Here is a 17760-nt window from a genome sequence, read left to right on the forward strand (position 1 = left end):
GCTTTTGCACCCTAGTGGATAAAGCCTATCAACCAAAAATAGTCGACAGCAGCGTCTCCAGTCTTCTTTCATACGTATGGTCACGCATCGTCCGGTAGAGCGCCCGCAAGGCAATCCCCCGTCGTTCTTCTTCATGTTTCAGATAGTACTCCGCCTTCTCAGTCAACTCCTTTGGAGAAGAGTAGGTTACAATTTCTTCGCCAGGAATGAAGAACTGCTTGATATCATCACGAATATCCGAAAGCTGTAATGTACCGCAACCGGAAATTTCGAAAGTACGCGGGTTGAGAGATATTGCGGGGATATTGGCGCTATTATTATTGAACGTCTCATCATCATGAGCTCTGTGCATATTGATAACGATTTTGGCGCCGTTGTAAGTCTCAGCCGTTTCATCCGGCCCCATCCATTTATTCAGCTCGATTTTGCTGGCCAGTTGCTCATAATTGGGCAAGCGGTCCCACCAGATACCGGAAATAAGCGAGTCCTTTAAATGAAGATAATCCGAGATTTCATTGAAAAATTCGATTCGCTTCCAGTAAGCCGTACCTACAAAGCAAATCTCTTTTCTTCTGCTGCGACTCGGGTTGCGCGGTCTGAATTGCTGAGGATAGAAGCCAAGGGGCAGATAATATACATTGTTGCAGCCATGCTGCAGGTAGAAATCCACACATGTTTTCTCCAGCGTAAAGACATGGTCATAGTGGAGCGCGACCTTTGAAGTGACATCTGTATAATAGGGGTCATCCGTGAACCAGATTGCTGTACGGATACCGGCTGCTCTCATTTCATCAGGATGGACCAGATCGAGCTGCAAGCCGTCCAGAACCAGCACAAGATCAGGACGTTTTTCCTTCGCGATCAAGGACACATCCTGTAACGCATCTGTAACCGAAAGCTGGGTAACCATAGCAGACAGTGTCGTAATAATAGCCTCGTCTATAGGGGAGTAAGGGAAGCCTTTCCCTGTGGCCACATACAGCAAATGAATATCCTTTTTCACTGCGGGCCGAATCGTCTTTTGAATGACTGCTTCGCATTGCCCGAACCAATACCCGTGATCCCATCCTGTTGCCAGCCCATATCTTCTTCCTTGCTCATAGGGGTGCAGAATTGTTGAATGGATCAGACCCGGCCGTTTTCTTATCGTTTTTTTAGTTGCTCTCTTTGTTGTCTTTACCATTTGGCATACCCTCCTGTTTCATAATCAGATTGAGCCATTCTCTAACTCGCAATGAAAAAGTATGATTTTGCAAGGTTCTTTTAAGACCCCGAAGCGCAATTGTCCGTCGTTCATCTTCATGCTCCAAATAATAAGCAATTTTACTCTCAAGCTCGGACGGGCTGGCGAACGTTTCAATCTCCACGCCCGGTTTGTAATACTGGCTCAGGTCCTCTCGAATATCGACCATTTGCAGCGTCGCACAGGCAGATATTTCGTACGTACGCGGATTGATTGAAAGGCCAGGGAGCTTCAGCGTATTGCGGTTATCTGAACCCGGCTCCGTTGTTCGATGTAGATTAACTACAATTTTGGCACTGTTATAGTAACGAATCGTTTCTTGAACAGGCATCCATCCGGGCCGTATTGCGTCGCCGTAAAGATCGTAGTTTTTCAGGCGATCCCATAGTCCGCCGCAAATAATGACCCGCCTGCTGCTCAAACTCGGAGCAATAGCGTCAAACAGTTCGATCCGGTTCCAAAAGCCTTGACCAATAAAACAAACATCGTTTGTATATTGGTTTTCTATCGTGGTCGGCTTGAACCACTCGTGATGGACGGCAAGCGGCATATAATGCACCTGCCCGCCGCATACCTCCTGATAGGCAGCGATTGCCCCAAGCTCATGAGTGAGTACAATATCATAGTGCGGTGCGATCCGGATGCTATCCTCTGAAGAATAGGGATCATCCACAAACCAAATTACCGTCTTGATATGAAGTGCGCGAATGGCGTCAATCTGCTCCAGATGATTCGCAGGAAAAATATGCAGTCCATTAAGCACGACAACAAGGTCCGGGCGCAGCAAAGAGGCCATTTCATACATTCGGTTCAAATCGTCTACAACATGAAGCTCCGTCACCATCGTCCTCAGCGCCCCGATGATCCCCGTGTCAATCGCTTCAAATCCTTGTGGAACATACAAAACACGCAAATGATACTGAGGGAACTGCTGCAGAGGTGTGCTTTCAAGGATTGCCTTGCATGCGCCATCCCTCCTGCCATGCTCCCAGCCTTCTTTATATCCCGCTTCCTTTCCGTTGTCATACAATCGCCTTCGTTTCGGTTTTTTATGCGTACGGGCCGGCATCTCTCCACCTGCTTCCATAATGTAGTGCGTGTACTATATTTTCTAAATATATGCGGCAGATGTGGAATGAACATGGTCACTTGTCCTTCTTGGGTCTAAATTAGGCGGGGGATTTGTCCAATGCCCGGCGCTGCCGAGCCCGTGCAGGCACGCCTCGACCCGTTACAGCCTGGCTCTCTATAAATCTATCAATTGGGGCAGCTGTCCTCTATCATTCGTACAAGGCTGCACGAAAAAGCCGTCTCGAACTTTTGGCGAAAAGTTCAAGACGGCAGACGGGTCGTTCCTATGGCTGCTGTTCGTATGAAATTTGATGGCCATCTTCAAAACCCTTGGCGAAACCAGAGTTATAGCCCTCATTGTAGGCACTGTCATAGCCTTGGCTGTAGGTTGCGTCTGCCGCAGGTACACGAGTAATGCGACGCTTTCTAGTACGGCTGCGAGTCAACTTCTTGAGCCGTCTCCTGACCTTTTTGCCTGCTTTCAGCTTGCTGGAGATACGACGTTTGGCTTTGAGCTTTCCGCCAATAACAGACTTTCGGCTCAATGTGCGTTTGCGCTTGGAACCTCCTGTTGTTTTTCGTCCAGCTGTTTTCTTTTTCCTGACCATCTTTATTCCCCCTTCCACCCACTCCGAGTTTTTCATGAGCCAACCAGATACGGCCTGGCTTGCCGCGGGACGGTCTTCGCCAGCTGATGCCAGCAATTTTGCGGGCAATCATCTCTTGGAGGCCCGTCAGTGAGGCCAGATTTTCTTGCAGCCTTTTGGCCATACCGGGTGAATGTTCGGTTAAATCCGCAACACTGTTTAATATTCTGGCAAGCGCAGCCTGACTCTGCGTAATGGAAGCAATGAGTTCCATCTTCACTTCCCATTCTTTCTCAAGCCGACTCATCCCTTGTCTCCGAAGCCCGTATCAAAACCTCCGCTGCCGAACATGCCGTCCACACCATCTCCGCCTGATTCTGAATCCTGCTGCAATACGACCTTCAGCACGCTGGACATGCCTTGTCCCAGCTTGGTCAGTCCTTCAATCACTTCAATGAGCTGGTCATGCACATCCATGGAGCCCTTTAGCTGTTCCTGCTGACTGGTAAAAGCCTGACTGGTCATATGATTGCATAACCAGTTCCTTACTTTCTCTGACTCCACTGCCTTGGCCTCCAGAATCATCGCTACGTTCCACTGCAGCTTTGCGGAAGCATCCAGCACGCGCATAAAAGACTGCTCCCGGCTCATGGCCGCTCCACCTCTTTTCCCGCTGTTATTGTCGATTGAATGCTGCTACGCATAATCTCTGTAAAACCTGCCGCCATGGTTGGTTGCCTGGGCTTATTCCTCTTCCTGCCCAGCCAATTCCTTCATAATGTGCGACAGATTATCAGCTATCGTTTCTTGTAAATCGGCCAGGCTGTTCAAGTACGAAACGACACTCTTGGAAACCACCTGGGCGCTATCGACCAAACCGTCAAACCCATCCAGCTCCGGATGCTGATCCGGTATATCATGGACAATCTGTGCCATACGAACCGCCACATGCCTTTTCGCTTCCAGTACGCGGGCAAGCTGCTGATGCGAGTTGGACAGATGTTCAATAATCTCATCGACTTTTTGCTGCAATTTATGTCCCTCCCCGCTACCCGTCTAGTACAGCATATGCACAATTTATGGAGGTGCTACTCCCCCTAAAAACGGTATTAAGGCCCGAAACAGCCTGTTTCGGGCCTCCTGCTTACAAGTTTTGAACGATTTCTACTGGCGCTATAATCGGAAGTCCTTCCGGGTGCTGAAGCAGTTCGGACTCTTCCATGTATACAACCGGCTTGCTGTTCATTCCCCACATCGACGCTGCAAGCGCGCTCGCTACTTTTCGCCGAACCCCATGCTCCAGCCAGTACATTTTGCCTGCCGAAGAGACGAGTTGCCCTTCATTTGCTGAATCTGTGCGATACCATTTTGCCTGCACCTGATCGATTGAAATTTTCTCTCCAACCGGCCAACGTCTGATATCAACCAGCGGCAGCCGGGATGGGGGAAGCGAAATCTGTCCTTCCGCATCTAGCGGTCTGCGATGACCGTGTTCCAGCCAATACACAGTATTCCCCAGCCCTTTTACCAAAACAAACTGGGGATGAAAGCCCGCTTCGCTGCTTGCCAAGGGAACAGGATAGATGATCTGCCCGTTTTCCTGGTGCTCAGCCTTCATTTCGCGCACATGTTGAATCAGTTCATTAGGATTGCCCCATTTATCCATGTAATATTGCTCGTTGAGCATATTGATCCGGTAGAACTGCTCTTCTCCTAAAGCACGCATGCTCACACTGCCAAAATGGTGAATAAAAGAATCAAAGGCAATAACCAGGGTATATCCTTGCAGCTTTACGCGAATATTGTAATCATCATCCTCATAATTGCCAATGCGGTAACCCTCGTCGAAATATCCAGTCCTCTCCCATAGTGAACGCCGGAATAGCAAACAAAATCCGGTCAGTCTGTCTACCCTCCGCCAACGGGAAGGATCGGAAACATTATTTTCTCTGGCGAATGCCGGCATATCCTCAACGTTCATATAAGGCACGTCAATTCTCTGCTGCCCGCTTATAAAATTGGTTACCGGTCCGACCATTCCGATACGGCTGTCGCTCTCCAGACAAGCTGTCATATTTTCCAGCCAGTTCTCGGTTACGAGAGTGTCGTTATTAAGCAAAAGCATCTTCATGCCTTTGGCCATCATCAGTCCTTTATTCACAGCCCCGGCAAATCCACGGTTTTCCTCAAGAATTCGATACCGGATTCGGCCAGCCATACGATGCAAATAATCTGCTGTGCCGTCTGTAGAAGCATTATCTATGACGATGATTTCATAAGGATGAGGGGTGTGCGTAATGATGCTATCGATACAAAGCTTTAAGTATTCCGCCTGATTATAGCTAGGAATAATGATGCTGGTTCCGTTGAAATAACTGCCATAGCTTCCTGAGCCTGCAGCTACTCCTGCTTCATATCCAGTCTGATAGCCGGATTGATAGGAAACTACGGACAGATCGACCTGGGGATGCTGCTGGGGGACTTGATGAATCCTTTTCTTCTTCCGCTTCTTTACGCTCTTCTTCATGGTGTTCTCCTTCCCTGAGCAGTCCAATTCTATATAGATAGCTGTCCAGTTGCTATAAAATTGGCGAGATGTCCAAAATCCAGAGAAACCTTGCCCAACTCCGCTGCAATACGCCAACTGATGACCACAGCCGGAATACCGGCAGATACCAGGGCCAGATCAAACGAATGGCTCCTGGCCTCTTCAATGACCCGGGCAATATCTGAAAAACCGTTAACTGGCGAGATGACGCCGCTCACCATGAATCCTCTCTTTGTGAATTCCATGGCCAGTTCAGACGCTGTATTGCCAATGAGCAAAATCGATCGGGCGCCAAGCAGAGGCGGCAGCAGTCCCGCCTGCTGAAGACTGTAATTGATGGTGGAAGATGCCGTACGATTTGTATCCAGTTGAATATGATGCGCCTTTAATACTGGATGCAGAAGAGGGTGATAGTGCTTCTGGCGGGACAGCGGCACCCCGATAATATCTGCTGAACGGATGGCGTGAGCCAGTGCATCCCTCGCTGCCAAATCCGGCACGTTGATTCCTGCATACGGCAGAAACCTTCCCTCCGAAGCTACCTTTTCGATACTGAAAACAGTCTCCTGAGCCAAGGCAAGCAACTCACCATCGCCAAGTCTTACAACAGAACAGGGCGCCTTTTGCTCCAATGCCTGCTGGAGCCTGTGATATACCTGCTCCACCCTTAGCAACGGCATGCATCGATCCATAATGGTACTCACGCCTGCCTGGATAATTTCCTCGAGCGTAATATCAGGGAGCAGCACATCGGGAGGAACGGCTTTCTCCAGAATTTCCTCTCCTCCCTCATAATGCCCCAATTGCCGCCCTTCCTCCATATAGTGCTGTTGCAGCAGCGACATTTCGATCGAGGGCTGCTCCTTGATTGATAGCGCGGCAACAGGTACCTGCTTCTTTTTCGTGCGTACGGCACGAGGGCCTCTCCGTTTTTTTCCTTTAAAGCCCTCTTGCCGCTTTCGTAATGTTTTCTCAACTCTTGTCTTCATGCGGACACTTGAGGATGACGCTTTGCGCCGGGCCCGCCGCTTCATTAGCTTGACTCCTTGCCGTTTATCCGTTCCTGCCGCGCAACGATTGCTTTCCACCAGCTCTCGTGCCGTACATACCAATCTACCGTTTGTTTAATCCCTTCATCAAAAGCGAGCTCGGGCCGCCAGCCCAACTCCGATTTAATTTTCGATGCATTAATAGCGTATCTGCGGTCATGGCCTAACCGATCGTTGACGAAAGTAATAAGCCCCTCGGGTTTGCCTAGGGTTTGCAAAATACTCTTTACAACTTCAAGGTTTGTACGTTCATTTTCTCCGCCAATATTGTACACCTCACCCGGCGCCCCTTTATGGAGTACCAGGTCTACGGCCGCACAATGATCCCCAACATGAAGCCAGTCTCTTACGTTTAGCCCGTCTCCGTATACCGGGATAGGCTGCCCGGCCATCGCTTTTGTAATGATGGTCGGAATCAGCTTCTCCGGGTACTGGAATGGTCCATAATTGTTCGAGCAGCGGGTAATGATAACGGGCAAACCATACGTATGGTAAGCAGCACGTGCCAGCAGATCGGAGGAAGCCTTGCTGGCCGAGTACGGGCTGTTCGGGGCAAGCGGAGTCAATTCCGTAAATGCAGGGTCATGAGCCTCAAGCGAACCGTACACCTCATCGGTGGAAATGTGGATGATGCGCTGGATATTGGATTTACGAGCTGCCTCAAGCAAATGGTGTGTGCCGACTACATTCGTCTGCACGAATCGCCCAGGGTCTGCAATGCTGCGGTCCACATGGGACTCGGCGGCAAAATGAACAATTGCGTCATAGCCTTTCGAGACCTCCCGGTCGACCCGGATGGCATCTGTCAGGTCTGCATGGACAAAGTGGTAACGGGAATCGGATTCAAAATCTTGAAGATTATCCGGGTTGCCCGCATAGGTAAGCGCATCAAAATTCGTCACGGAGATGTCCGTGTAGCGGCTAAGCAGATACCGGATAAAATTGCTGCCAATGAATCCAAGACCGCCGGTTATGAGCAGCTTGCGGAAACTCATTCCGTATCCTCCTCCCTCAACCTGCTAGCAGCCTCATGAAGGGAATCAAAGGTCCCCGCATCGGTCCACCAGCCTGTCAGAGTGCGGTAATGGAGCAGGCCCCTGGAGGCATAGGCGTTATTGACATCCGTAATTTCCAGCTCTCCGCGCCCGGAAGGCTTGATCTGATCAATGAATGAAAAAACAGATGAATCGTACATGTAAATGCCGGTGACACAATAATTGGATTGGGGTACGGCCGGTTTCTCCGTAATGGCAACGATAGTCTTGCTCGTATGATCAAAGTCCGGAACGCCGTAGCGATGCGGATCAGGGACCTGCTTGAGCAGCACCATCGCGCCGTTCTCCTGCTTGCGAAAGGCCTCGATATGGGCTGTAAGCGGCTCCTCGAACAGATTGTCTCCCAGCAGCATGACAAATTTCTCAGAGCCGACAAAAGACTCAGCCAGCTTCAGCGCTTCGGCTATGCCGCCAGCCTCTTCCTGAATACGATAGGTCAACGAAACGCCCTCGTCACGACCGCTCCCTAAAAACTCGGTAAACAAGCCCGCGCTGGTTCTCCCTGTCACGAGCTCAATATCCGTTATTCCGGCTTCCTTCAGCTTGCGGATTGAATAAAGAATCATCGGATATTTGCCTACGGGCAGCATATGCTTGTTTAAATAGTTGGTTAACGGGCGCAGCCGTGTTCCTGTCCCTCCGGCCAAAATCACTGCCTTCAATACTATCCCTCCCAAACGTAACCCTCTGCAAGGACGCATTGACCTTGCAGCGAATTGAAACGAATCGAATTAAATATAATGATCGAGATCGACCTGCCACTTCTCAATAAACAATTCCCGATTCCGCTTGAGCAGCGCCTGCAGATGGGACTGGTCATGCTCTCTAAAGCTCACACTGCCTTCATGATGAATAAGTGCATCCCGGCAAATAAGCAGCTTGTAGCCCAGCTTCCGCGCCCTGAAGCATACATCGTCATCCACATAATAGCCCGGTGAAAATCGCTCATCCAGATCGCCCACATGGTCGTAAAAAGATCTGGTGAACAGGAGGCATAGACCAGCAAGACGAGGAGTCTCCTCCCAATTGTCCGGGTCTGTCGTATTCACTGCAACTGCAAGCTTCTGAAATTCCTCCATGGTTGTGTACGAACCTTCTACTTGCTGCCGGCCGCTGGCATAATTGGTTACCGGGCCGACCATTCCAATCCTGCATTCCGAAGCCAAAGCTCGGTGCAAATTAGCCAGCCAGTTCACCGTAACGGTAACATCATGATTAAGAAGCAGTATATATTCGCCTGACGCCATTCTCATTCCTTTATTGCAAGCGGCAGGAAAACCTGAATTGTAGGGAAGCGAGACAAATCTAAGGCCTTCTTCCCTGCACCACTCGGCTGTCCCATCCCGGGAGCCGTCGTCGGCAATAATAATTTCATAGGGAGTTTCTTCCTGACAGGTAAAGTTGCGAATCGCAGCAACTGCCCCCTTGAGGAGGATGAGCCCGTCACAGCTCGGTATTACAATGCTCGTCAGTTGCATGTCTTCATCCTCCTGCCCGGCTTCTGCGCCTTACCTGATCAGGGAAGGATAGTCTGGCTCCCTGCTGCCGCTGTATGCTTTTCAATGCTTCAATATGGTCCCCGATGATAAGCCGGGCAACCGGGTTGCCCGAACCTACATTTTGCTCCCTGACGCGATTTTTCAAAAAGACGTTAATGCTGGCGGATGCCTCGACCTTGAGCGATGCTGCAAGCGCAGCAGCCTGGGCTTTAGGAGGCACAGCGAGCGTATTCTCGCCAATCGTATCTATAGCGCGCCGCGACAGCGCATGCGGGACGCAAGTCATTGAATTTGTAATGAGATCAGGACGCCCTAGAGCAGCGTTTAAAAATTGCTTCACACGGGAAACAGCATCCCAGTATTTGAAAACCCCAAGATAGGGGGTGACATCATTCAGGGCAACATCCACTCCCTGATCCACAGCGAGCAAAAATGAAGCCAACTGTATGGCGGGAACCGGGAAATCGCCATCTATAAATAAAACGATATCCGCCTTCGTCAACTTGGCCCCCAGCGCGCGGCCGACATCCAGCCCCAGAGCCTCAGACTCATGCAGGATGGTCACCCCTGCAAATCCCTTGGTATAATTAAAGCTATGATCCGTGCTGCCATTAATGACCACAATGATATCGGTCAGAGGCAGCAGTTGCAGTTCATTCAGCACCTGGCGGATGGAATCCTCTTCATTGCATACCGTTACAACGGCTGCAGCCGTCCCGTTAAGAGGGAGCAGCACGTAAGGATGCAAGGCCAAATCTTCCCCCCACGCATCGATAAAGCCATTGCGAAAGGCAGCCCCTTCATGAAGCAGTGCGGTCATGGACGCCCAGGCTGTCCCCGTTCTGGCTTTGCTGAACGCTGCATTCATCGCTTGAATGACCTGCGAACTGTCCTGAAACAGTTGTGTTTCCCCGTTTGCTTGCCGCTCCTGCTTTAGTTGCAGGGCGCTTGACTGGCCTAGCGCATATGCAGCTCGAATCACTTTTCCAGGCAGCTTGCTGTTTCTGTGCAGCACCCTCCGTCTGTGCAAGACAGCTCCGGAGGCTTGAGGTTTGGTGCGCTTGCGTGCCGCTGCCCCTGCAGAGGTTGCAGCAGCCGTCCTGCTTTGTCTGAGAGCGCGACCACGAGACGTTCCGGAGCTTGAGGGGCGACTGACACCTATCTTCCTGCCGGAAGGATTGCGTTTTGCTCCTGACCTCTTATTCGCCAGCGTAGTCATCTTATCCCCCCAAAAAATGACGTTTTCGATTGTAATCTTCCATTCCACCGCGTTCATCGGTAGCGTCTGTCCACCAATTCAGCGCCTCCAGATGATCGCCAACAATGACAGAAGCCAGCGAGAATTTCTTCTCGCGCGTTCTCCGTATCGGGTTCATTCTGCCGACCTGAATCGTGTGAACAGCCTTGACTTTTAATCCAAGCTGGATTGCCTTGGCCTGAGCCAACGGGGGGACCAGCAGCGCCTGAGGACCAACAGCAACGAGCGTCTTGCGATTGATTGCATGCGGTATGGCTGTCAATGAGGCTCCCTTTAAATTGTCTTCCCCAAGCATGGCATTCAGCGCGTGTTTGGCTAGAACGACACTGTGAACTTCCTTCTTGCCCGTCGGGCCGGAATAATCATTCAGCGCGACATCTGCATCACCGGACGCAATAGCATTTACAAAGGGTTGCAACCGGCCTGAGGGAATGACCATATCGGCATCGATAAACAGCAGTACCTCCCCATATGCCGCCTGGGCGCCGATGCTGCGTCCTACATCATGGCCAAGCCGCTCATCGAAGGCGAGTACTTTTGCCCCGGTGGCGCGTACAGCAGCCAGCGCCTTCCGATTTGAGCCGTTCGCGACGATAATGACTTCGGTCCTCGGGTGAACCGATCTGGCCTCGCGAACAATTCGTCGGATCAAGTGCTTTTCATTCATATAAGGAATAATCACCGATACAAGTGGATCATCGGAGTTTACAATAGATAATCGGGACCTTGACGTCCGACGCAAGGCGGACGCACGTACTTTGCCGCGCATACTCCCGTTCCGTTTTACCGCTGTTTTGCGCATATCTTCACCTCCTGACCCGGGCTGCGCACCCCCCGGCTTATCACTTCAGAACAAAGCACGATTCGGCATTGCTTTCATCCCAATCATTCCAGCATGCAAAATCGGCAGTTTAATCTTATACGAGTCATTGTATGCCGCGACTTTCTCCGCGCAACGGCATTTGTACAGGTCGAATTCTGCATCTCCTGATGGCCGTTGTTTCCCATGAACAGCGACACGCCGCGAACGGCAAAAAAATCAGACCTTTGCTCTTTCCAGAGACAAAGGTCTGATTTTTTTGCCATGCACTCATCACTTCACTATTCAATTTTGGCTGCAATCCAATTCAATTCACCCGTCAGATTGTCTTCCTGCTTGCCTCGCAAAATTGCAATCGTGGCGCCTGCAGCGGACTTGGAGGCAATGATGACCTGACAGCCCGGCTGGTTGCAAGCTGCTGTCAAGGCATAGCCGGCACTCTTGTTCAGCAGGGAGCGGAATGAATCCGGCAGTACCACTCCCACATGAATGCGATCTACTCTGCTTGGAATGGCAAACGAGGTCACACCGCAGCAGAGTCCGCTCGCCGCCGTCGGCTGAAATTGGGCGGTGTCTGGTTGAATCGTGTCCAGACTACTAGCAACGGTATGCTCTCCGGTCTGAACAGCATCCAGCCCTGCTTCAGCAGTCGTAGCAGCAAGCTCGATCTTGATGCTCGGTTCTGCTGAAAGTTGTGGCGTCTGCGGCTGCTCCTGAGGAGAACGCAAATTTGCAGGCTCATAATCCGCTACGACGGAATGGATCATCACGGGCTTGCGCGACGGCCGTTCCTTATGAGTTCCCGAAGATGTTTTCTTCGGTTCATCCAGGAATTTAAGCTCCGAAGTGCGCGGGTCCGCCGTGTAAAAAAGTGGCTTGCGCGGCTTGCTGATCTTGCTTTGCCTGTTTTTTTTCATGGCCCTTCCCTTCTCTTGTACAGTGTAGTCTTCCTTATCCTATGCTTTCACCCAAGGATTTGACTCTCTGCCGTGAGAAGTACGCTTCATGATTAAAATGCCTGTCATTTTCATGATTTGTTCAGCAGTTCCAGCCACCGCTCGCCCGTATAGCGCCATGTGAACATCTGCTCTACCCTCTCCCTGCTGCGCATCCCCATCGAAATCCGCAAAACCTCGTCCTCCAGCAGTGTCAGCAGACGTTGCTTCAGATCCGCCTGCACATGCGCCGGATCTACCAGAAACCCCGTCCCGCCGTCCTCAATAATTTCCTTGATTCCGCCAGAGCGTGTTGCTACAACGGGCAGCCCGCAGGACATGGCCTCTACGTTGACCAGCCCGAAGGCCTCCCTCTTCCCGGATGGCACGACGGCAATGTCGGAGGCAAGGAACCAGTCCGGCACCTGCGGGTAAGGCACATAGGGCACAAATCGGACATGATCCTTCCACTTTCTCCCCAGGCGGTGCAGCCTTCTTGTATATGCTGTAGATCTGTGTGAGCCGTAGAATGCGCTACCCACTATGACCAGCAGAATCCGGGGGTGACGCTTCACCAGCTCAGGCATAATATGCAACAGATGATGAACGCCCTTTAGCGGAATAAGCCGTCCCATAAAGAGCACGACACTGCGTCCCTGCCATTCCCTCTTGCTCCGCAGCATATTTCGCCTCATCAAGCCTTCCTGAGAATACTGCGAAGGGAAACGATCGGTTTCAACACCGAGATGAATCACGTGAAGTTTACGCGCTGCCTCAGGTACTTTCGCGGCTACTACATCTCTTAGAAAACTGCTGTTGACGATAATCTTCTCTGCATGACGAACACAAAGCTTAAAACACTTCAGCGTCATATATGGGGGCCTGATAAAGGTTGAAGAATGAAGGCTAAGCCAAATTCGGGCATTGGGGTTTTGCTTGCGAATTCGCAGCACATAGGACGGGCGGTTCTCAACGACAATGACATCCGGGGCAAATGATCGGAGGGAACGGGACACAAGTGATACATACCGCCCCTTGTTGGCGGCGGGAAAGCGGACACAAAGCGCCCCCCTCAGATCGGAACGGCGCGCCAATCTTGGGGAGCTTCGCCCGTATATTCTTGTAATCATTCGCGTGGCAAGCTGGCCTGCAACATGCTCCACGACTCGCTCTACCGAACTGCTCCCCACTGAGGGGAGCGGATAGGAGCCGGGCGTCACAAACCCGATTTTCATCCTCGTCATGACAGCCACCTCTTCCAGATTTGCTTGGCTATCCTAACATATACAGCATAAGACCAAGCAGTCACGGCGTATGGCCCCTGTCTGACCCAAGTTATCGGATGATCATCTCATATTGCAAGGGTTAATAATCAACTAATTGGTGAAATAGCGTTCCAGACCATTCGCAATGGCCGCAGCGGCGCGGCGCTGATAGGCATCGGTAATGACAAGCTTCTCGTCGTATTCGTTCGTCAGGAAGCCCAGTTCCACGAGCGCAGCAGGAACACGATTCTCTCTAAGTACATGAAGATCGCCGAAAGAGATTCCGATATTTTTCAACTTGTTGCCGCTTGAGCCGAGCTGCATATCTATGGCTCTGGCAAGCGGCGCATCCTTTTTCTCATCGTAATAGAATGTAAGGGTCCCCGAGCTGTTTTTAGTAGAAGAATTGTAATGAATGCTGATAAAAGCATCTGCTCCGGCAGCATGGCTGGTTTGTACACGTTTTTCCAGTGGAGGCTTCTCGTCCTTGCCGCGGGTCATTACAACCTTGGCGCCCCGGCTACGCAGTTCCTCTGCAAGGTAAAGCGATGTGCTAAGGTTAATGGTCTTCTCCTCTGTTCCCAGCTTCGTGCCGATGACGCCAGGATCGCTTCCGCCATGTCCCGGATCGACGACAATGACGCGGTTTTTCAAGCCTTTGCCGCCTTTGGAAGGGGTGAATACGACCGGCGTTGTCTTCGCTGAACCGTCTTCTCTGATATATTCGGCAGCTACCCATCCCTTTTGGCTGCCCGAAACCTGAATTTGCAGCCAGTCGTCTTTTCTGCCAGTTATCGTTACGACATCCCCATTTCTGAGGCCGCCGATTACATCGTATTTTGTTCCCGCTTCTGCGCGAATTCGCAATGAGTCTGCCGTTACAATTCCGGTACCGGAAGACAGCGACAATGGCTTGACATCAGCGGTTTTTGCGGGTTTCCCTTGTCCCTCTGTACTTCCTGTATCCGAATTATCAACCTTTTTCAAATAGTAGCCTGCTACCCATCCGGTCAGATTACCGGTTTTGACCTTGGACCATCCGAACGCATCCGCAGTAACCGTCACCGTCTCGCTTTTGGCTATCGAACCGACAACCTTCGATTTTCCGTCAGCATCACTGCGCACACTGAGCGGCCCGTTCAATACTTTCGCTGTATACGAGCCCGCCGCCGTAAGCTCTGCCGGAACCAGATTGATCAACACAGACAAACACATAACTACTACTGTCATTAAAACTATTTTTCTCATCTAAGCCCTCTCTCGTAATATGTAATAGTTTTCCTATATGGTACATTATACTTGACTAGAGAGGTTTATTCGTCCGAAGATAGACCTAATTTTTAGCTGTTTGATAGGTTTATCCTCATTGGCTGTGTTCAGGCGGGTACTATAAGGCTCATAAATATTGATTTGTCCTTCGCAATATGGCACACTTACGTGGAAGGCACCTCTGAAGCAAGATGTGCAGAAAGGATGGGAAGCATTGGCATGACCAAATGGCTGCTGCGATCAATGACCGAGCTTAGCTCGCGTAAATGGATATCCAAAATAACAGGGAAGCTGGCGCAATCTTCCATCAGTCGGCACTTTATTCCCAGGTTTGCGAAATTATACGGGATTCGCGTAGAGGAAGCAGAAAAAAAGCTGCAGGAATACGGCACACTCAATGAATTTTTTACCAGACGGCTGAAACCTGGAGCACGACCGGTTCATCCTCATGCGTCCGTGCTGGTCAGTCCGGTGGATGCGCTGATTACGGGAGCCGGGCCAATAACAGGCGGTACCGTTCTTAATATTAAAGGGCAGGATTACACGATTGATGAACTGCTCCAGCATTCGCCGCGCGCAGCCAATTATGAACATGGCTTTTGTCTGGTGCTCTATTTAAGCCCGACAGACTATCATCGTATACATAACCCTGTGAACGGCGCCATCGTGGAACGGGACCATATACCGGGGAAGGTATACCCGGTCAATGATTTCGGATTGCGCCATATGCGCCGCGTGCTGAGCCGAAATGAGCGGCTGATCACCTACATCCGGCATCAGGCGGGCGAAGTGGCGGTAGTGAAGGTAGGGGCAATGAATGTAAGCAGCATTAAATACGTAGATGAGCATATCAGCAAGGTAGACAAGGGGAGCGAACTGGCGTATTTTGAGTTTGGCTCGACCGTCGTTTTGTTGACCGAGGACGACACCTTCACGCTGCGCCCTGATCTGATGGTCGGCAAGCGGGTTCAGATGGGTGAAGAGCTTGGCAGACTTGTAGAAAAATGACTGTATGAGTTTGAATGAAGCCAGGCAGTACCTTCGTGTGAAGGTTCTTCCGATCGCTGTTGTTCACATAGAGAAGAGCCTGTCCAAAAAGTCCCCAAAATAAAAAGGTTGGGCGAGAAAACGTAAGGTTTTCCGTCCAGCCTTTTTGTGTGCCTGCTTTTCCAGGCATGCAGTGAGGCGGATGCCCGCCACTTTCAGTAGGTTGTGGGCCAAAGCCACAATCCCGAACTCCGTGTGAACGTTCTCCAGTCCTCGCAAGGTAGAACCGTCGGAACGACCGGTTGCCCTTGATGAGAGCAAATACGCTCTCTACCTCGACTTTATGCCGGGCATAGATCGCAAATTTCTCGTCATCCTCAAGGGCTCTTTTGGCTTTTGCTTTTAACTCTTCCCAATGGGAGATGCGAAAGCAGTTGTCGAGTTTTACTTGACAACTGCTTTTGGTTAAGTATTGTTCAAATCTAATGAATGCAATAATTTCTGCGAACTTATAAGTTCATAGGGTATACAGCAACTGTTCGGAATTTCCGAATTGTTCAAAATTGAGATACGATAATTAGTTATGAATAGAAAAAGTTACTCTTTGGAACTGTTTTGTCTTCTTAAATTTTGAACTGCTAGCAATATTTTGTTTTTTATCATCTTCGCTCCACTAGTCCCAAAATTTAACTGAACCCGATTGTTGAACTTGAAAGACTAAACGAGCTACTAAACTTAGGACAATGGGGAAAAGTATCGAACGAAACCAGTAGAATCAGAGTTAGTGGATATATCCAATAATAGTTTTTGCTCATCAGATGATATGCAACACCAAGTTTGTTGAATTATTTGCTTTAATAACGCCTCACTAACAGCTTCACCAGAATTCTGAAGCACTTCTTCAAAACCCATCCCGTTATTCCCATACGATTTGTTCCTGAGAGTTCAATAAATTCAGAATATTTGTCTCTCATATAGATTTCCCCTTGAAGTTCGCCAATAAAATTAAGTTGGTTACCCAATAATAACAGATAACTGCACTCAAGATTAAGTTCTGCTCTTACGTCTAAGTGCAGATATTTTAGTGAATAATGAAGGAGATTGAAACTAGGTAACCGAATAGCTATTGATAGAAATTCGTTTTCAAATATGAATGGTGGTGAGTGCATGAACGAGCAAATTGTAACTGCGGCAATGCGAGTACTGGAAGAACATCATGGCTTTGCTCGGACGAAAGATTTTATTAGGGCTGGTATATCTCCTTATTACATAAAAAAGCTTGAGTCCATTGGCGAAATTGAACGAGTTAAGCAAGGGGTTTATCGACAGGCTGGTCAAATTAACGAACTGCCCAATGAAATGGTTGAAGTATCCAAGCTAGTTCCCAAAGGGGTTATCTGTCTTCTCTCTGCCCTCTCCTACTATGAACTGACAACCTACAATCCTTGGGAATACCACGTTGCTATTCATCGCGACGGTAAAAAACCAAAGCTCCCAGACTACCCGCCCATTAAAATAATTTATTTGGCAGATGCTCAATTCAACACAGGTATAGATGAGATTAGTATTGATGGCTCGGCAGTTAAAATTTATGACCGTGAAAAAACAATCTGTGACATGGTGCGCTATCGTGAGAAAATTGGAATTGACTTGATGAAGGAAGGGTTGAGGAATTACCTTCAATCCCGTCATAAAAATATAACAAGACTTGTCTCTTATGCTGAAAAGCTGCGGATTCGAACAGTTTTGCAAAAATATCTGGAGGTGCTGATCTGATGAGTGAGATTAAGAATATCCCCGCCTCTGTTTCAGAACGCTTGAAAAATATAGCGAAAAAATCAGGGAAATCATTTGATACGTTGCTGCTCCTTTATTTTCAAGAGCGCTTTTTATATCGCTTGTCCATCTCCGATTATAGGGACAAATTTATATTGAAAGGCGGCTTGTTTCTATTCTCACAAACCCAATTCAAAGCTCGCCCCACCAAAGATGTTGACTTTCTCGCCAGACAGATTGCCAATGAGCTAGAAATATTAAGGGAGTCGTTTGTTACGATTTGCTCAATAGACGTTCCTTCAGATGGTATTATATTTCAACTGGATGAAATGACAACGGAGAGGATTAAAGAGGATGCTGAGATGAGGGAGTAAGAGTCAAAGTAACTGCTTTTCTAG

At 49.6% G+C, this 17760-nt stretch carries 19 protein-coding genes; 3 read left to right on the plus strand and 16 right to left on the minus strand.

The window, feature by feature from the left end:
• Positions 1–28: 28 nt before the first annotated feature.
• The 16 genes from JFN88_RS21610 to JFN88_RS21685 all read right to left on the minus strand — a co-directional run bounded on the left by JFN88_RS21610 (position 29) and on the right by JFN88_RS21685 (position 14578).
• Positions 29–1183, minus strand: a complete 1155-nt coding sequence (locus JFN88_RS21610; RefSeq protein WP_199021405.1) for a CgeB family protein — start codon at positions 1181–1183, stop codon at positions 29–31.
• Complete coding sequence (locus tag JFN88_RS21615) at positions 1155–2312, minus strand: CgeB family protein (protein WP_199021406.1); 1158 nt, start codon at positions 2310–2312, stop codon at positions 1155–1157. Before JFN88_RS21615 ends, JFN88_RS21610 begins: the two co-directional genes overlap by 29 nt.
• Before the next feature lie 286 nt (positions 2313–2598).
• Positions 2599–2760, minus strand: a complete 162-nt coding sequence (locus tag JFN88_RS21620; protein ID WP_199021577.1) for a hypothetical protein — start codon at positions 2758–2760, stop codon at positions 2599–2601.
• A complete protein-coding gene (locus JFN88_RS21625) occupies positions 2741–3208 on the minus strand; it encodes a hypothetical protein (protein ID WP_199021407.1) in 468 nt (155 codons plus the stop codon). The genes JFN88_RS21620 and JFN88_RS21625 overlap by 20 nt, the downstream gene beginning before the upstream one ends.
• Positions 3205–3552: an alpha-helical endospore appendage domain-containing protein gene (locus JFN88_RS21630; protein WP_199021408.1), complete on the minus strand. Its 348-nt coding sequence runs from the start codon at positions 3550–3552 to the stop codon at positions 3205–3207. The genes JFN88_RS21625 and JFN88_RS21630 overlap by 4 nt, the downstream gene beginning before the upstream one ends.
• Positions 3553–3645: 93 nt before the next feature.
• The gene (locus JFN88_RS21635; protein ID WP_199021409.1) at positions 3646–3933 is read right to left on the minus strand and encodes a nucleoside-diphosphate sugar epimerase; all 288 of its coding nucleotides are present in this window, start codon (positions 3931–3933) and stop codon (positions 3646–3648) included.
• Between the two features lie 112 nt (positions 3934–4045).
• Positions 4046–5428 (minus strand): glycosyltransferase family 2 protein, encoded by a 1383-nt coding sequence (locus JFN88_RS21640; protein WP_199021410.1) that lies wholly within the window; start codon positions 5426–5428, stop codon positions 4046–4048.
• 29 nt (positions 5429–5457) lie between these two features.
• Positions 5458–6483, minus strand: coding sequence for a GT-D fold domain-containing protein (locus JFN88_RS21645; RefSeq protein ID WP_199021411.1), 1026 nt, complete (start codon positions 6481–6483; stop codon positions 5458–5460).
• Positions 6483–7493 carry a dTDP-glucose 4,6-dehydratase gene (gene rfbB / locus JFN88_RS21650; protein WP_199021412.1) on the minus strand — a complete coding sequence of 337 codons (1011 nt, stop codon included), beginning with the start codon at positions 7491–7493 and terminating at the stop codon, positions 6483–6485. Before rfbB ends, JFN88_RS21645 begins: the two co-directional genes overlap by 1 nt.
• Complete coding sequence (locus JFN88_RS21655; protein ID WP_199021413.1) at positions 7490–8215, minus strand: sugar phosphate nucleotidyltransferase; 726 nt, start codon at positions 8213–8215, stop codon at positions 7490–7492. Before JFN88_RS21655 ends, rfbB begins: the two co-directional genes overlap by 4 nt.
• 69 nt (positions 8216–8284) lie before the next feature.
• Positions 8285–9031: a glycosyltransferase family 2 protein gene (locus tag JFN88_RS21660; RefSeq protein WP_199021414.1), complete on the minus strand. Its 747-nt coding sequence runs from the start codon at positions 9029–9031 to the stop codon at positions 8285–8287.
• A 4-nt stretch (positions 9032–9035) separates the two neighbouring features.
• Positions 9036–10271, minus strand: a complete 1236-nt coding sequence (locus JFN88_RS21665) for a glycosyltransferase family 2 protein (RefSeq protein ID WP_199021415.1) — start codon at positions 10269–10271, stop codon at positions 9036–9038.
• 1 nt (position 10272) lies between these two features.
• Positions 10273–11112: a glycosyltransferase family 2 protein gene (locus JFN88_RS21670; protein WP_233168276.1), complete on the minus strand. Its 840-nt coding sequence runs from the start codon at positions 11110–11112 to the stop codon at positions 10273–10275.
• A 299-nt stretch (positions 11113–11411) separates the two neighbouring features.
• The gene (locus tag JFN88_RS21675; RefSeq protein WP_199021416.1) at positions 11412–12047 is read right to left on the minus strand and encodes a WIAG-tail domain; all 636 of its coding nucleotides are present in this window, start codon (positions 12045–12047) and stop codon (positions 11412–11414) included.
• 110 nt (positions 12048–12157) lie between these two features.
• Positions 12158–13309: a glycosyltransferase family 4 protein gene (locus JFN88_RS21680; protein ID WP_199021417.1), complete on the minus strand. Its 1152-nt coding sequence runs from the start codon at positions 13307–13309 to the stop codon at positions 12158–12160.
• A 132-nt stretch (positions 13310–13441) separates the two neighbouring features.
• Positions 13442–14578, minus strand: coding sequence for an N-acetylmuramoyl-L-alanine amidase family protein (locus JFN88_RS21685; RefSeq protein WP_199021418.1), 1137 nt, complete (start codon positions 14576–14578; stop codon positions 13442–13444).
• A 240-nt stretch (positions 14579–14818) separates the two neighbouring features.
• Between JFN88_RS21685 and asd the strand changes: the two genes are divergently transcribed.
• From asd to JFN88_RS24890, 3 genes are all read left to right on the plus strand, one after another.
• The gene (asd, locus tag JFN88_RS21690; RefSeq protein ID WP_199021419.1) at positions 14819–15607 is read left to right on the plus strand and encodes an archaetidylserine decarboxylase; all 789 of its coding nucleotides are present in this window, start codon (positions 14819–14821) and stop codon (positions 15605–15607) included.
• A 1146-nt stretch (positions 15608–16753) separates the two neighbouring features.
• On the plus strand, positions 16754–17362 hold the full coding sequence (locus JFN88_RS21695) for a type IV toxin-antitoxin system AbiEi family antitoxin domain-containing protein (RefSeq protein WP_199021420.1): 609 nt from the start codon (positions 16754–16756) through the stop codon (positions 17360–17362).
• Entirely contained in the window at positions 17362–17736 is a 375-nt protein-coding gene (locus JFN88_RS24890) for a nucleotidyl transferase AbiEii/AbiGii toxin family protein (RefSeq protein ID WP_269846589.1), read from the plus strand. The genes JFN88_RS21695 and JFN88_RS24890 overlap by 1 nt, the downstream gene beginning before the upstream one ends.
• The last annotated feature ends 24 nt before the right edge of the window (positions 17737–17760 follow it).

The sequence above is a fragment of the Paenibacillus roseus genome, assembly GCF_016424485.1.
Classification (GTDB): Bacteria; Bacillota; Bacilli; order Paenibacillales; family Paenibacillaceae; genus Paenibacillus_D; species Paenibacillus_D roseus.

Bases quoted from the DNA above. Each gene is read 5' to 3' on its own strand.
- JFN88_RS21610 (WP_199021405.1), bottom strand. From the start codon at position 1,183: ATGGTAAAGACAACAAAGAGAGCAACTAAAAAAACGATAAGAAAACGG.
- JFN88_RS21615 (WP_199021406.1), bottom strand. From the start codon at position 2,312: ATGCCGGCCCGTACGCATAAAAAACCGAAACGAAGGCGATTGTATGAC.
- JFN88_RS21625 (WP_199021407.1), bottom strand. From the start codon at position 3,208: ATGAGTCGGCTTGAGAAAGAATGGGAAGTGAAGATGGAACTCATTGCT.
- JFN88_RS21630 (WP_199021408.1), bottom strand. From the start codon at position 3,552: ATGAGCCGGGAGCAGTCTTTTATGCGCGTGCTGGATGCTTCCGCAAAG.
- JFN88_RS21640 (WP_199021410.1), bottom strand. From the start codon at position 5,428: ATGAAGAAGAGCGTAAAGAAGCGGAAGAAGAAAAGGATTCATCAAGTC.
- JFN88_RS21645 (WP_199021411.1), bottom strand. From the start codon at position 6,483: ATGAAGCGGCGGGCCCGGCGCAAAGCGTCATCCTCAAGTGTCCGCATG.
- rfbB (WP_199021412.1), bottom strand. From the start codon at position 7,493: ATGAGTTTCCGCAAGCTGCTCATAACCGGCGGTCTTGGATTCATTGGC.
- JFN88_RS21660 (WP_199021414.1), bottom strand. From the start codon at position 9,031: ATGCAACTGACGAGCATTGTAATACCGAGCTGTGACGGGCTCATCCTC.
- JFN88_RS21665 (WP_199021415.1), bottom strand. From the start codon at position 10,271: ATGACTACGCTGGCGAATAAGAGGTCAGGAGCAAAACGCAATCCTTCC.
- JFN88_RS21670 (WP_233168276.1), bottom strand. From the start codon at position 11,112: ATGCGCAAAACAGCGGTAAAACGGAACGGGAGTATGCGCGGCAAAGTA.
- JFN88_RS21675 (WP_199021416.1), bottom strand. From the start codon at position 12,047: ATGAAAAAAAACAGGCAAAGCAAGATCAGCAAGCCGCGCAAGCCACTT.
- JFN88_RS21680 (WP_199021417.1), bottom strand. From the start codon at position 13,309: ATGACGAGGATGAAAATCGGGTTTGTGACGCCCGGCTCCTATCCGCTC.
- JFN88_RS21685 (WP_199021418.1), bottom strand. From the start codon at position 14,578: ATGAGAAAAATAGTTTTAATGACAGTAGTAGTTATGTGTTTGTCTGTG.
- asd (WP_199021419.1), top strand. From the start codon at position 14,819: ATGACCAAATGGCTGCTGCGATCAATGACCGAGCTTAGCTCGCGTAAA.
- JFN88_RS21695 (WP_199021420.1), top strand. From the start codon at position 16,754: ATGAACGAGCAAATTGTAACTGCGGCAATGCGAGTACTGGAAGAACAT.
- JFN88_RS24890 (WP_269846589.1), top strand. From the start codon at position 17,362: ATGAGTGAGATTAAGAATATCCCCGCCTCTGTTTCAGAACGCTTGAAA.